Raw genomic sequence first — 13,712 nt, forward strand, 5'->3', positions numbered from 1 at the left:
CGCTGTATGGCCGTGTTTTTTCGGCCACGCCGGGAAATTAATGCAAGGAGTGGCAGAAAGTGCCCTTTCTCGCGGTGGAAAATTCGGTAAAAAATTAACTAATAATTTCATAATTTTGTGTGAACTGGCGCACGGCGCTTGCGTTCGACCCCGTCACACAAAGTTGAGCCTGAAAGCGCTGGCGGCACAGTCCGATTTCTGATGAATGGGCCGCAGCTGCCGGGGAAATTCTGGAAGAATTGATCAGAGCCTTTTTGCTCGACAACAGCATGGTACTGGGACTGGAAAACAAGATGAAATTCGTTTTGAAAAGCGCGGTTTCCGCATTGGCACTTTCCTGCGTGATGGGCGCGGTTCCTGCGCATGCCTATACGCTGATGGACATGCTGCGCGGCGACCGGGCAAGAAGCGGCCAGAGCACAATCATCATGGACCCTTCGGCTCCGGTTCGCGGCAATCCCGGCAATCGTAACGGCCTTGGCGGCGATATCGATCCGGAAGCCGCGATGCCGAAGGTTTCCAGCCCGCGCTACTACACCTACAAGGCTGAAACGCTGCAGTTCGTCGATACGACGAAGTTTGCCGATCCTGTTGTCACCGGCGCGGTCGCCGACGTCTCGGGCGCGGCCACGACCGACGGTGCTCCACAGCGCCACTTCCTGACGGAAGCCAAGGTTCGCGCCAATGCCGATGTCGCCAAGGCCCTGCAGGCCTATTACGGTGACGGCAAGAACCCGCTGGTCTGGGTTTCCAACGATGGCATTAATGATCACGRCAAGGCGGCCCTCAGCGTGCTCGCCGATGCTGCAAGCGTCGGCCTCGAACCGGCCGATTATGCCGTGTCCGAACCGACCATCGATCCGGCCAATCCGGATCCCGATGTCCGCGACCGGGCGCTGACGCAGTTCGAACTGGCGCTTTCCTCCAAGGTTCTTGCCTATGTGCAGGACACGACGCGCGGCCGCGTCGACCCCAACAAGCTCTCCGGCTACCATGATTTCCAGCGCAAGGTCGTCAAGCTCGATCCGGTGCTGAAGCTCTCCCGCATGAGCCCTGACGTCGCCGCCTATCTCAACAGCCGCAACCCCGACAGCACGCAGTTCCTGGCGCTGAAGGCCGAGCTTGCCAAGCTGCGCGCCGTCGACGGTGGCAATGAAGCGCCGATCACCATTTCGCTCACTTCCCTGCTGCGCCCGGGCGACAGCTCGCCGGAAGTCGCCAACATCGTCAAGGCGATCCAGAAGAATGGTTCGGAAGAGCTGAAGACAGCACATGCTGCCACCTTCTCGGCCTATACCGGCAGCAGCGATTATTCGCCCGAGATCGTGTCACTGGTCGAGGACTTCCAGAAGGAACATGGCCTGAAGCCTGATGGTGTCATCGGCCAGGCGACCGTGCGCACCATGACCGGCGGCGACAGCAACGGCTCCAAGATCGACAAGCTCGTCGTTGCCATGGAGCAGGCGCGCTGGTTGCCTGATGATCTCGGCCCGCGCTATGTGATGATCAACCAGCCGGCCTTCATGGCCTACTACTATAACGACTCCAAGCAGCAGCTTGCGATGCGCACGGTCGTCGGCGGCAAGAACAACCAGACCTATTTCTTCGACGACGAAATCGAGAMGGTCGAGTTCAACCCGTTCTGGGGCGTGCCGCAGTCGATCATCATCAACGAGATGCTGCCGAAGCTGCGCTCCGACCCGAACTATCTGGACCAGATGGGCTACGAGGTCGAAGTCGGCGGCCGTGCCGTTCCGTCTTCCAGCGTCGATTGGTATGGCTCGACGCAGAACATCTCGGTCCGCCAGCCGCCGAGCAGCGACAATGCGCTGGGTGAACTGAAGATCCTGTTCCCGAACAGCCATGCCATCTACATGCACGACACGCCCTCGAAGAGCTTCTTCAAGCGTGACATGCGTGCGCTGAGCCACGGCTGCGTGCGCCTGGCAGACCCGCGCGCCATGGCGGCCGCCGTTCTCGGCACGACCGTCGATGATGTGGCGAAGCAAATTGCTACCGGCCAGAACCATGCCGTGAAGGTGCCGCAGAAGATCCCGGTCTATGTATCCTATTTCACCGCCTGGCCGAACAAGGACGGCGTGATCGAATATTTCGACGACGTCTATGGTCGCGATGCCTATGTCGACAAGGCGTTCGACGTGACGACGAAGTCGCGTGAGGCGCAGATCTGACGCCAAGCGTTTGATGGGTAAATTGAACGGGCGGTCTTTGGGTCGCCCGTTTTGTTTTTGGGTGTTTGCCTACGGGAAATATTGAGGAGAGGGGTCGTGACTGCAGATGCATCAACCCGATCGCCAACCCTCAGACAATAGCAACCTTCGCCGCAGAACCGTTCAGCAGACTCTCCACCAGTTCCGGCGTCAGTTCATCGAAATGCGTGATGATCACGTCAGGATCGAGAGCTGACACCGGCACATCCGAATAGCCGAAGGGTACGGCGATCGCCGGCACACCGGCATTCTTCGCCACCGCAATATCATTGACACTGTCACCGATCATCACGGCGCGGGCAACATCGCCGCCGGCGCGTTCAATCGTGCCGGTCAGATGCCGCGCGTCGGGCTTGCGGTATTCGAACGTATCACCGCCGGTGATCGCGTCGAAATAATGCGTCAGCCCGAGCTTCTCCAGGAGTACGGTCGCGAGCCCTTCCATCTTGTTGGTGCAGACGGCGAGCGCATAGCCCGATGCCTTCAGGCTATCCATCGCGGCGACGACACCGGGGTAGGGCTCGGTATGGCCCGGCATGTTTGCACTATAATGGGCCACGAAACGCTCCACCAGTGCCGGCAGCTCTTCCTGCGAGATCGGGCGGCCCTGCAGCTTGCAGGCGCGCTCGATCATCACACGGGCGCCCTGGCCGACCAGATGCGTCAGGTCGTCATAGGTGACGGGCTCAAGATTGAGCGCTGCGATCGTGTAGTTCAGGCTTTCGACCAGATCGACATGGGTGTCGAGCAGCGTACCGTCGAGATCGAAGATAACAAGGGCCCTATTCTGGGGAAGAGCTTGGCGGGCATTTTCGGGAGCGGGGGTCAAAGTGATGCCTCTTTGCAGGGTAGGATCATCCGGGAGTAGGCGATGAACAGGCGAAAAGCAACGCCAGGACGGCTGATAGAAAACTCGCAGCCGAAACGCGTGGCTTTCAATCGCAGGACGATGATTTTGGCTTTCGTTTGCAATACGAGCCGTGTAAACAGCACATCCAACGCAATATCAGGAGCTGGCGGCGCATGGATGCCCGCGAAATGAAGATCAAGGCCGCTGAGGCCGCGCTTGTCCATGTTGAGTACGGCATGCGTCTTGGAATCGGGACCGGAAGCACGGCGGAGGAATTCGTTCGCGTGCTCGCTGAAAAGGTTGCAGCCGGTTTCAAGGTCGAAGGCGTTCCGACGTCCGAGCGCACCGCGCGGCTCTGCGTCGAACTCGGCGTTCCCCTGAAATCGCTGGATGAGCTGCCACAACTGGATCTCACCATCGACGGCGCTGACGAGGTCGATGCAGACTTGCGGCTCATCAAGGGTGGCGGCGGTGCGCTGTTGCGCGAAAAGATCGTCGCTGCAGCCTCGACTCGGATGATCGTCATTGCCGACGAAAGCAAGCTGGTGCAGACGCTCGGCGCTTTCGCATTGCCGATCGAGGTCAATCCCTTCGGCCTCGTTTCGACGCGCATCGCGATCGAAAGGACCGCCTCACGCCTTGGTCTCTCCGGCGAACTGACGTTACGTCAGTCCGGTGACGGAGAGTTTATGACTGATGGCGGACATCACATCATCGATGCATCTTTTGGCCGCATTCCTGATGCAGAGGCGCTTTCGAGGGAACTGAATTCCATACCCGGTGTCGTGGAGCACGGGCTTTTCATCAACATGGCGGCGCTTGCGATCATTGCCGGTCCTGCAGGCGCCCGCACGCTGCAGGCAAACAGATAACAGGAGCATAGAAACTCATGATGAACATTGCAGGTCTTGGCCGTCTTGCCGCTGCGACCATCGTTCTTTCCGGGCTTGCCTTTGGCTCTGCCGCAAGAGCGCAGGAAGTGTCCGAAGAGCAGCTGAAGGCTGCCCGCGCAGCCATGGACGCCATCGGCGCAACCACCCAGTATGACAACATCCTGCCGGGTCTGGCCGAGCGTCTGAAGGCTGGCCTCATCCAGGATTCGCCGAACTATCAGGATGTCATCTCCGCGACCGTCGATGCGCAGGCACTGGCTCTGGCACCGCGCCGTGCCGACCTCGAAAAGGAAGCGGCTCTGACCTATGCCAAGGCCTTCTCGGTCGAAGAGCTTAAGGCGATTGCCGACTTCTACAATTCCGACGTCGGCAAGAAGCTGCTGCGCGACGGCCCGGTTGCCTCGCGCGAAACCGCCAAGGCTGCCGACATCTGGGCGCAGGGCATTTCCCGCGACCTCGAAAAGCAGAGCAATGTCCAGCTCTCCAAGGTCATCAAGGCTCCGCCGCCGCCGACCGACAGCCCGGCGACGCCGGCTCCGACCGCAGCACCGGCACCGGCCAAGCCGTAAGGCCGCCTTCACCTTTCGCAAAAGCCCGGCATCGTCCGGGCTTTTGTTTTTCTAATCCTCMCTCCTATATGTGAACCACCCATCCAGCGATTCCCTCCGGAGATCATCATGCCTTCCTTCGACTACGACCTCTTCGTCATCGGCGGCGGTTCTGGTGGCGTGCGCAGCGCGCGCGTCGCGGCCTCGCTCGGCAAGAAGGTGGCGATCGCCGAGGAATACCGCTATGGCGGCACCTGCGTGATCCGCGGCTGCGTGCCGAAGAAGCTCTTCGTTTACGCCTCGCAGTTCCACGAGCATTTCGAGGATGCAGCCGGCTTCGGCTGGACGGTCGGCGAAAGCTCGTTCGACTGGAAGAAGCTGATTGCCGCCAAGGATGGCGAGATCGCGCGGCTGGAAGGGCTCTACAAGAAGGGACTTGCCGGCGCCAATGCCGAAATCCTGGAGACGCGCGCCGAACTTGTCGATGCGCATACGATCAGGCTGCTGAAAACAGGCGAAACGGTCACCGCCAAGACCATCGTGATTGCGACCGGCGGCAGGCCGAACCCGCATGAGGCACTGCCCGGCCACGAGCTCTGCATTTCCTCCAACGAGGCTTTCCATCTGGAAGAACTGCCGAAATCGATCCTGATTGCCGGCGGCGGCTACATCGCCGTCGAATTTGCGAATATCTTCCACGGACTCGGCGTCGAGACGACGCTGATCTACCGCGGCACCGAAATCCTTTCGCGCTTCGACGAAGACCTGCGGCGCGGGCTGCATGAGGCGATGGCTGCCAAGGGCATCCGCATCCTCTGCCAGGATGTGATGCAGAAGGTGACGAAGGGCGAAGACGGCCTCGTCATCGAGACGCTGAAGAACGGCACGCTCAACGCCGGTGTCGTCATGCTGGCGCTCGGCCGTGATCCGAATACGAAAGGGCTCGGGCTCGAAAAGGCGGGTGTTGCGCTGAACGAGCGCGGCGCCATCATCGTCGACGACTATTCGCGTACCAATGTCGACGGTATCTATGCACTTGGCGATGTCACCGACCGGGTGCAGCTGACACCGGTGGCGATCCATGAGGCCATGTGCTTCATCGAGACGGAATACAAGGACAATCCGACCAAGCCGGATTACGACCTGATCCCGACGGCGGTGTTCTCGCAGCCGGAGATCGGCACGGTTGGCCTTTCCGAGGAAGAGGCGGCTAAGCGCTACAAGGAGCTGGAAGTCTACCGCGCCCAGTTCCGGCCGCTGAAGGCCACACTTTCGGGCCGGGCCGAAAAGATGATGATGAAGCTGATCGTCGATGCCGCAAGCCGCAAGGTTGTCGGCGCCCATATCCTCGGTCACGACGCCGGCGAGATGGCGCAGATCCTCGGCATCACGCTGAAGGCCGGCTGCACCAAGGATGATTTCGACCGCACCATGGCGCTGCATCCGACGGCCGCCGAAGAGCTGGTGACCATGTATGCGCCGAGCTACCGTATCCGTGACGGCCAGCGCGTCTGATCTGTTCTCATGAAATGATGCCTGCCGCACGAGCGGCAGGTAAGGGTGGTTAGCTGGTTAGCCGCGGAGCGCGGATGACCTTCAGGAACAGTGCCTTCATGGCATCGGCAATGCCTTCGGTCGGCGACACCTCGAAATAGAGGCCGGGCGAGGCGCAGGCGGCCATGCGCGTGGGTATCTCGTTCTGGAAGGGCTTGATCCAGGTATTGTACCAGGCGTTGCTCGGCAGCGGCAGGTAGGTCGTATAGAGCACGGCGATCTTGACGCCGCGATCCTTCAGCGGCTTGCAGAAGGACGTATCGATGGGCTCCTGGCAGCGGCCACCCGTCGTCTTCTTGGTGCAGGTCGAAGGCTTGTAGCTGTCGCCGACGCCATCCGACACGAAGAACAGGATCTTTTCCGGGTTGACGTTCGACGTTCCGTCGCCGGCCGGATCGATGATGGTGTTCATCTGCGTCATGGCGCTGTCGAAGCTGGTGAGCTGGTCCTGATTGTAGTTCTGATAGGGAATGGTCATCAGGTCGACGGCGTTCGTATAGTTCTTCACCTGCGTCAGATCCGAGGTGAGGCCTGATATCGTCGTCAGCTTGGCATCCTCGGCCTTGGTGCCGAAGGTGTAGACGCCCATGCGGAACTGATCGGCACTGACGCGCTCGGTCTTGGCCGTGTCGGTCAGCGCCTGGGTTGCCTGGCGCACCACATCGATGCGCATGGCGACGCCGAGGCTCTTGGCGATCGTGTAATTATTGCTGGCCTGGTCCATCTGGTGGCAGGCAAAGGCGCAGCCGGTCTTGGCCTCCAGCTTGGAAACATCGGTCGGGGTCGCGGCGACACCCATAGATGGCGTATTATCGAGCAGGATGTAGAAATCCATGAAGGAGGCGGTCTGATATTCCGCCGTCGCCGTGCCCGATATCGTGATTGAGTCCTGGCCGAGGACATGCATGAAGGTGGTGGGCACGGAGGCGCTGAAGGAGACGAACGAATTGATCTTGTTTGCCGTCTTGGTGACATCGATGCTGAGCTCTACAGGCACCGAGGTCAGTTCACCGGACATCTGTGAAAAGAAGATACTGCGGGCATCCGTCTTGGCAACGGAGATGGTGCCGTTGCCCTTCATGGTCATGGCGGCTGCCACCGCATCCGATTTTTCGGAAACGGCGCCGACGGCTGCGGCATCAGCGGCGGCATAGAGCTGGGTGCGCAGGCTCAGCGCATGGGCATAGTCCAGCGCCAAACCGGCAGAGCCGACCAGCGGCACCATCAGCAGTGCCGTCATGATGCCGAAATTGCCAGACCGGTCCGAAAGGAAAGCGGACGAAAGGATACCCATGCTGAACCCCTATTTTATTAGGGTATTCTGTACATTCGAAATCTAAATTAGCCGGAAAATAGCATGGTATATATCGTCTTAACGCCAGTTTCGATGTCATATTGGCGCAGCCAGAGTGACGCTGCGAGCCGCCGATCGAAACTCTCCCGGGGCGCCGAATGCGCTAGGCAAGGGGAGCCGAAAGGTTTATAAGCCGCCGCATTCTTTAACGGGCAGGCATCCGGGGCAAACTGGATGGGGAAGCAGATGAGTGACATGGCACAGAATTGGACCCCGAGCAGCTGGCGGAGCAAGCCAATCCAGCAGGTTCCGGAATATCCTGACGCGGCTGCGCTGGCCGCGACGGAAGCCGTGCTTTCCACCTATCCGCCGCTCGTTTTTGCCGGGGAAGCCCGCCGCCTGAAGAGCGCGCTTGCCAATGTGGCCGAAGGCAATGCCTTCCTGCTGCAGGGTGGCGACTGCGCCGAGAGCTTCCTGGAGCATGGCGCCGACAATATCAGAGACTTCTTCCGCGCCTTCCTGCAGATGGCCGTCGTGCTGACTTTTGGCGCCCAGCTTCCCGTCGTGAAGGTTGGCCGCATCGCCGGCCAGTTCGCCAAGCCGCGCTCGGCACCGATGGAAACGCAGAACGGCGTGTCGCTGCCGAGCTACCGCGGCGATATCGTCAACGGCATCGAATTCACGCCGGAATCCCGTATCCCGAGCCCGGAGCGCCAGCTCGACGCTTACCGCCAGTCGGCCGCGACGCTGAACCTGCTGCGCGCCTTCGCGATGGGCGGCTATGCCAATCTCGACAACGTGCACAAGTGGATGCTCGGCTTCGTCAAGGACAGCCCGCAGGGCGAGCGCTACCGCAAGCTTGCCGACCGCATCAGCGAAACCATGGATTTCATGAAGGCGATCGGCATCACCCCGGACAACAATCCGAGCCTGCGCGAGACGGATTTCTTCACCAGCCACGAAGCGCTGCTGCTTGGCTATGAAGAAGCGCTGACCCGCGTCGACTCCACCTCGGGCGACTGGTACGCGACGTCAGGCCATATGATCTGGATCGGCGACCGCACACGCCAGCTCGACCATGCGCATGTGGAATATTTCCGCGGCATCAAGAACCCTGTTGGTCTCAAGTGCGGCCCGTCGCTGCAGCCAGACAACCTGATCGAACTGATCGACGCGCTGAACCCTGCCAACGAAGCCGGCCGCCTGACGCTGATCTGCCGCTTCGGCCACGATAAGGTGGCCGACAGCCTGCCGAAGCTCATTCGTGCCGTCGAACGTGAGGGCAAGAAGGTCGTCTGGTCCTGCGACCCGATGCACGGCAACACGATCACGCTCAACAGCTACAAGACGCGCCCCTTCGAGCGCATCCTCTCGGAAGTCGAAAGCTTCTTCCAGATCCACCGCGCCGAAGGCACGCATCCGGGCGGCATCCACATCGAGATGACCGGCAAGGACGTGACCGAATGCACCGGCGGCGCCCGCGCCGTGACGGCCGAGGACCTGCAGGACCGCTACCACACCCATTGCGACCCGCGCCTCAACGCCGACCAGGCACTGGAGCTGGCATTCCTGCTGGCCGAGCGCATGAAAGGCGGCCGGGATGAGAAGCGGATGGCTGCCAACGCTTAAGGCGAGTAGTGAGCAGCGAATTAAGTTGAAAGGCCCGGCCCAGCGCCGGGCCTTTTGTTTGTGGAGAAGCGCTCGTCCACGCTCCCTCATCTCTGTGCCTGTCACGGAAATACGACGACTGCGAAGAGGAAGGCGAAGCGAACTATTTGATGTTTTTCTAAACCGGAAGCTGTAGTTATCTTCCATTGCCATTCTGATGAGCGATGACACAAGAGGGTAAGTTTGATGCGAACACGTCCGTCTGCGCGGCTGCTTCTGCTCGACCAGTTCGACTGCGTCCTGCTGTTCAAGTTCGTCTTCAGGTCCGGCGCCCTTGCGGGCAGCCAATATTGGGCGACACCGGGCGGCGGGCTCGAGGAGGGGGAAACGTTTGAGGAGGCGGCTCTACGCGAACTGCGGGAAGAGACAGGCCTTCATGCGGAGCAGGTAGGAACATCGATCGGCAGCCGGTCCTTCGATCTGCGGCTGCCCGATGGCGAGACAGTGTGGGCCGAGGAGCAGTTCTTCGCCGTGCGCGCCGAACGCGGCGCGATCTCCGACAGCGGTTGGACGGATTTGGAGCGGGAAGTCATGGCCGATCATCACTGGTGGTCGGCCGCGGAACTGGTCGGCAGTACCGAGATCATTTTTCCCGACGGAATCCTCGATCTGATGGAGGCCGCCGTCGCGCAGCCGGCCTTGCCTAGTGCCGTGCGTCGTTGATCAGCCCTCTTGTGGTCGGGTCACAGGTCCTGTATGCAGGCTGCATGACCCGTGTACCGACCCTTTCCGGCCTGTATTACGCGCTGCTCCCATAGAGCGGCGACGGTCATCTACGACACCCGAAACGCCGCACGGTCGGCGGCGCGTGTTTCAGCAGAAGGTCTCCGGCCTGATTGGCCCCCATGGAGACCCTTGTGACCCTCAATTTCCAACCATTCACCAGACCCCGGTCGGAGTTCCTGCGTGTTCTCTCGGAGCGCGGATTCATCCAGCAATGCACCGACCTCGAGGCGCTCGATAGCTGGCTCGGTGCCGGGAGCGGTACAGCCTATAACGGCTTCGATCTGACGGCCGACAGCCTGCATGTCGGCCATCTCATCCCCATCATGATGCTGCGCTGGTTTCAGAAGACCGGTAACAGGCCGATCGCACTGATGGGCGGGGCGACGACCCGGCTCGGCGATCCGAGCTTTCGCGATACGTCGCGCCCCTTGCTCAGCGAAGAGCAGATCGCCGGCAATCTTGCCGGCATCCGACGCATCTTCGAACGGTTCCTCACCTTCGGCGACGGGCCGACCGATGCGCTCATGGTCAACAATGCCGATTGGCTGGGCAATCTGAAATACCTGGATTTCCTGCGCGACGTCGGCCCGCATTTTTCTGTCAACCGCATGCTGACATCCGAAAGCGTGCGCCAGCGGCTGGAGCGGGAGCAGTCGCTCTCGCTGCTCGAATTCAACTACATGGTCATGCAGGGCTATGACTTTCGTGTGCTTGCCGAAACGCATGCCTGCCTGCTGCAGCTCGGCGGTTCGGACCAATGGGGCAATATCCTCAGCGGCGTGGAATTCGGGCGCCGGGCCGGCGGGCGAACGCTGTTCGGATTGACGGCGCCGCTCTTGACGACCGCCTCGGGCGCGAAAATGGGCAAGAGTGCTGCGGGCGCGGTGTGGCTGAATGCCGACCGGCTTTCGCCTTATGAGTTCTGGCAATTCTGGCGCAATACCGAGGATGCTGATGTCGGCCGCTTCATGCGGCTCTTCACCGAGTTGCCGCTTGACGAGATCGCCCGGCTGGAAATGCTGAGCGGCTCCGAAATCAACGTGGCGAAGAAGGTGCTGGCGGATGAGGTGACACAGCTCTGCCATGGCGTAGATGCCGCGGCAGAGGCCTCCGAAACGTCTCGCCGCATGTTCGAAGACGGCGAAGCTGCCGCGGGGCTGCCTACTGTCATGGTGACCGGCGAAGGGCTTCGTGAAGGCCTGCCACTGCCGGACGCGCTTGTGACCGCCGGGCTTGTTAAGTCGAAAAGCGAGGCGCGCCGGCTGATCCTTGGTGGCGGGGTTCGGGTCAATAGCCGCAGCGTCAGCGATGAAACCATGCGGCTCGGCTATGCGGATATGGAGGGTGGCGTCATCCGCTTGTCGGTCGGCCGGAAGAAGCACGTGCTGTTGCGGCCGAAACCGTGATGCGATCGGGGGCGGGCGCCTATGTCACATAGGCGACCGCTCCCCGATGTTACAGGGCATTGCGCGCGCGGAAATGCTGCTGCAGGAAAGCCTGGGCCTTGAGGAAGCTCCACGTTTTGGCAGAGCCGGGCATGAAATCCTCGTTGTTCAGGATGTCACTCAGCGGTGATGCGAAGAGTTCGGCTGCCTCGTTACGGTCGGGCGCATGGCGGGCGCCGCCGAGGATTTCGGCGGCGGTAGAGCGGCTTGATGCCATCAGGAAAAGCTCCGGATGGCAGTAGACCGGATCGTAGGCGAGGCCGATGGCGAAGGCTGAGGAGCGCGCGAGATCGGTAACGGCAACCTCCTCGGCAAGCTCACGGGCCGCCTCGTCGAAGAGATCGATCTCTTCACCTTTCGCTGGCTCCGCGTAGCCGCCGATCAGATAGAGAGCGCCGGGATTTTGCTCGGCAGTGAGGCTTCGCCTGGTGACGATCACCTGCTGGTCTGCGGTGACAAGAACGACGGTAAGCCCGAGCGGGTCGGCGCGCTCGGCCTGCGGATGCTCCTCGGCAAAGCCGGCATGGCGGGTCGCCACATAGGCGGAAAAGCAAGTGCTCTGCGCTGTGATGGTCAGCCTGTTATCTTCGATGCGATGCTCTGCCATGCGCAGAAGCTGTCCGTCGAAGGCGGCTGGGTGTTTGGCGAGGAAGCGATCCCAGCCAGCCTTCCGCAGCGCCTCGACCGGATCGGAGAGGTGGAAGCTCCCGGCAAGGCGGCAATGGATATGATCGGCCGATATCGTGAATGCCTGGTCTGCAAATGTCATGCGCGCAATATCTTTCTCAGCAATTCGATGGTTTCGGTAATGGATGGCCCCTTTATCGGCGGCGGATCGGCCCGCTCGCAGAATTCCCGCCAGACGAAGAAGGTCAGCTCGGCACCATCGGTCGGCGTTTCGCCGGGGCCTTCGGCGAAGGTCTGGAGCAGGCGATAGCGCTCGTCCTGCCAGAAGAGGTCTTCCACCCATTGATAGATCGGGATGATATGGAAATGGATGGGGTAGCCCGGCGCGTGGCCATAGCGACCAATGTAGACGCGTTTTGCGCCGAGCACCGTGCCGAGAGCGGTCTGCGCCCTTGCGATTAGCGGGCCGAGTTCGGCGAGGGCTTCGGGCGAGAGTTCCGACAGGTCGTTGGTGAAGCTTCGCGAGCTGACCATGAGATAGCCGGGCAGGGCGGAATTGATGCGATGGTTCACCAGCCAGCCTGATGTTTCGGATACATGAAACTGTTCGGGAATTTCCAAGGACTGTTTCTCCATCGCGTGGCGCCTGCGCGGATTCGCACAGTGGCCGACGATGACAAGCTTCGGCAAGGCAAGGGGACGTGACTTCACCTGTTGTCGAGACAGATTGCGGACGCATCGAAGGGAATGTCTTTGACTGATATTGCATGCGCCATCTTCTGGCGGGACGGCCGGGTTCTGATGGTCCTGCGAGCAGGGCACAAAGAGCGCTTTCCGGATTGCTGGGATCTGATCGGCGGCCATGTTGAAACCGGCGAAAGCCCCGAGGCGGCGATGGTGCGCGAGGCAAAAGAGGAGATCGGCCTGACCCCGTTGCGGTTTCGAAAGGTCGCCAAGCATGTCGAACACGGTACCACCTACCATCTCTTTCTGGTGAGCGAATGGCAGGGCGAAGAGCCTGTATTGCTTGGTGATGAACATACGGCGATGCAATGGGTCACGCCTGGTGAGGCCGAGGTCCTTCACGATATGGAGCACCCGCAATGGTGTTCGATCTTCCGCGAGCTTCAGGGACGGTCTCTGCCTGGCGACATGGGTTGATAGCTGAAGCCGTCGTTTAGGGCGACAATACATATAAATAAAACCATATTTAAAATGCGAGCCGGATCCCCTAATGGACCCCGGCCCGCATTCCCTTACAGACTGGTTGCCACGTTCCAGTTGTAGACGCAGCGATCAAGGCCGATGGCGATTTCGAGGACGAGAACGTCGTGCTCGACGGCCGGACCCTTTTTCGGCTGCGTCCTGTAGCGTTCGGGAAAATCCGTGCGGCGGGAGATCGAGCAGACTTCCATCCATTTGTCGCCGTTATCCACTTCCACATCGACTGTCGTCTGCGAATAGGCAGGCAAGCGGTCGGAGGGCACGATGCGGGTCGGCAGCGGAATGAGCGAGGCAATCATGCGGCGCACGGGCTCCAGCGAAGCGGCGTGGTAATCGTTGCCGCTGTCGGCCGTGTAGGCGCACTGGAATTCCAGCTGCCAGAATTCCTTCAGGCGCATGTGCTTGGTCGGCTGCTCCTGCTCGCGCCGGTAGGATCGACCGGCCTGCCAGACGCAGAGAGGCAGGCGCGTTCTGGAATGATTGCCGAGAATGTGCTGCATGTAGACGTAGCTAGAGGGCGTCGTTTCCGGCCGCAGTACGAGCGGTGGATCGGTTTCGGAAAGCTGTTCCTGCACCCAGATATCGGCATTGCTATAGGCATCCGAGATGAGGGCGCGCGGCGTCAGCGCCGGCGCCTCGACCCGTCTGATAT

14 protein-coding genes are annotated in these 13,712 nt (G+C 60.8%); 8 read left to right on the plus strand and 6 right to left on the minus strand.

What is annotated here, in order from left to right; translation table 11 throughout:
- Positions 1-293 precede the first annotated feature (293 nt).
- The gene (locus AC1DTN_RS19975; protein WP_477922257.1) at positions 294-2,192 is read left to right on the plus strand and encodes a L,D-transpeptidase family protein; all 1,899 of its coding nucleotides are present in this window, start codon (positions 294-296) and stop codon (positions 2,190-2,192) included.
- Between the two features lie 130 nt (positions 2,193-2,322).
- Here the strand turns inward: AC1DTN_RS19975 and AC1DTN_RS19980 are convergent, their stop codons facing one another.
- Both AC1DTN_RS19980 and AC1DTN_RS19985 read right to left on the minus strand, forming a co-directional pair.
- Entirely contained in the window at positions 2,323-3,060 is a 738-nt protein-coding gene (locus AC1DTN_RS19980; RefSeq protein ID WP_477922258.1) for an HAD family hydrolase, read from the minus strand.
- Positions 3,057-3,305, minus strand: a complete 249-nt coding sequence (locus tag AC1DTN_RS19985) for a hypothetical protein (RefSeq protein WP_442205924.1) — start codon at positions 3,303-3,305, stop codon at positions 3,057-3,059. Before AC1DTN_RS19985 ends, AC1DTN_RS19980 begins: the two co-directional genes overlap by 4 nt.
- On the opposite strand from AC1DTN_RS19985, the gene rpiA reads away from it, so the two are divergent.
- The 3 genes from rpiA (at position 3,255) to gor (ending at position 6,037) form a co-directional block, all read left to right on the plus strand.
- On the plus strand, positions 3,255-3,953 hold the full coding sequence (gene rpiA, locus AC1DTN_RS19990) for a ribose-5-phosphate isomerase RpiA (protein ID WP_442205792.1): 699 nt from the start codon (positions 3,255-3,257) through the stop codon (positions 3,951-3,953). The genes AC1DTN_RS19985 and rpiA overlap by 51 nt on opposite strands.
- A 17-nt stretch (positions 3,954-3,970) precedes the next feature.
- Positions 3,971-4,543 (plus strand): DUF2059 domain-containing protein, encoded by a 573-nt coding sequence (locus AC1DTN_RS19995; protein WP_113325576.1) that lies wholly within the window; start codon positions 3,971-3,973, stop codon positions 4,541-4,543.
- Between the two features lie 108 nt (positions 4,544-4,651).
- Entirely contained in the window at positions 4,652-6,037 is a 1,386-nt protein-coding gene (gene gor, locus AC1DTN_RS20000) for a glutathione-disulfide reductase (protein ID WP_477922259.1), read from the plus strand.
- A 49-nt stretch (positions 6,038-6,086) separates the two neighbouring features.
- On the opposite strand, the gene AC1DTN_RS20005 is transcribed toward gor, so the two are convergent.
- Positions 6,087-7,370 (minus strand): pilus assembly protein TadG-related protein, encoded by a 1,284-nt coding sequence (locus tag AC1DTN_RS20005; protein ID WP_477922260.1) that lies wholly within the window; start codon positions 7,368-7,370, stop codon positions 6,087-6,089.
- Positions 7,371-7,625: 255 nt separating this feature from the next.
- Here AC1DTN_RS20005 and AC1DTN_RS20010 point away from each other — a divergent pair, with 255 nt between their 5' ends.
- The 3 genes from AC1DTN_RS20010 to tyrS all read left to right on the plus strand — a co-directional run bounded on the left by AC1DTN_RS20010 (position 7,626) and on the right by tyrS (position 11,170).
- A complete protein-coding gene (locus tag AC1DTN_RS20010; RefSeq protein WP_439017210.1) occupies positions 7,626-8,999 on the plus strand; it encodes a class II 3-deoxy-7-phosphoheptulonate synthase in 1,374 nt (457 codons plus the stop codon).
- A 225-nt stretch (positions 9,000-9,224) separates the two neighbouring features.
- Positions 9,225-9,701 carry an NUDIX hydrolase gene (locus AC1DTN_RS20015; RefSeq protein ID WP_477922262.1) on the plus strand — a complete coding sequence of 159 codons (477 nt, stop codon included), beginning with the start codon at positions 9,225-9,227 and terminating at the stop codon, positions 9,699-9,701.
- Between the two features lie 194 nt (positions 9,702-9,895).
- Entirely contained in the window at positions 9,896-11,170 is a 1,275-nt protein-coding gene (gene tyrS, locus AC1DTN_RS20020; protein WP_477922263.1) for a tyrosine--tRNA ligase, read from the plus strand.
- 49 nt (positions 11,171-11,219) lie between these two features.
- On the opposite strand, the gene AC1DTN_RS20025 is transcribed toward tyrS, so the two are convergent.
- Complete coding sequence (locus AC1DTN_RS20025; RefSeq protein WP_477922264.1) at positions 11,220-11,978, minus strand: NUDIX hydrolase; 759 nt, start codon at positions 11,976-11,978, stop codon at positions 11,220-11,222.
- Positions 11,975-12,457 carry an HIT family protein gene (locus tag AC1DTN_RS20030; RefSeq protein ID WP_477922265.1) on the minus strand — a complete coding sequence of 161 codons (483 nt, stop codon included), beginning with the start codon at positions 12,455-12,457 and terminating at the stop codon, positions 11,975-11,977. The genes AC1DTN_RS20025 and AC1DTN_RS20030 overlap by 4 nt, the downstream gene beginning before the upstream one ends.
- Before the next feature lie 132 nt (positions 12,458-12,589).
- Here AC1DTN_RS20030 and AC1DTN_RS20035 point away from each other — a divergent pair, with 132 nt between their 5' ends.
- A complete protein-coding gene (locus tag AC1DTN_RS20035; RefSeq protein ID WP_477922268.1) occupies positions 12,590-12,997 on the plus strand; it encodes an NUDIX hydrolase in 408 nt (135 codons plus the stop codon).
- Between the two features lie 95 nt (positions 12,998-13,092).
- Here the strand turns inward: AC1DTN_RS20035 and AC1DTN_RS20040 are convergent.
- Positions 13,093-13,712: aminoacyl--tRNA ligase-related protein (locus AC1DTN_RS20040; protein WP_477922270.1), on the minus strand; the 620-nt coding region annotated here is incomplete at its 5' end.

The sequence above is a fragment of the Rhizobium sp. 01T444 genome (assembly GCF_056398305.1).

Excerpts from the sequence above, each read along its gene's own strand:
- rpiA (WP_442205792.1), top strand. The coding sequence starts at position 3,255 with ATGGATGCCCGCGAAATGAAGATCAAGGCCGCTGAGGCCGCGCTTGTC.
- gor (WP_477922259.1), top strand. The coding sequence starts at position 4,652 with ATGCCTTCCTTCGACTACGACCTCTTCGTCATCGGCGGCGGTTCTGGT.
- AC1DTN_RS19995 (WP_113325576.1), top strand. The coding sequence starts at position 3,971 with ATGATGAACATTGCAGGTCTTGGCCGTCTTGCCGCTGCGACCATCGTT.
- AC1DTN_RS20025 (WP_477922264.1), bottom strand. The coding sequence starts at position 11,978 with ATGACATTTGCAGACCAGGCATTCACGATATCGGCCGATCATATCCAT.
- AC1DTN_RS19985 (WP_442205924.1), bottom strand. The coding sequence starts at position 3,305 with ATGGACAAGCGCGGCCTCAGCGGCCTTGATCTTCATTTCGCGGGCATC.
- AC1DTN_RS20010 (WP_439017210.1), top strand. The coding sequence starts at position 7,626 with ATGGCACAGAATTGGACCCCGAGCAGCTGGCGGAGCAAGCCAATCCAG.
- AC1DTN_RS20015 (WP_477922262.1), top strand. The coding sequence starts at position 9,225 with ATGCGAACACGTCCGTCTGCGCGGCTGCTTCTGCTCGACCAGTTCGAC.
- AC1DTN_RS20005 (WP_477922260.1), bottom strand. The coding sequence starts at position 7,370 with ATGGGTATCCTTTCGTCCGCTTTCCTTTCGGACCGGTCTGGCAATTTC.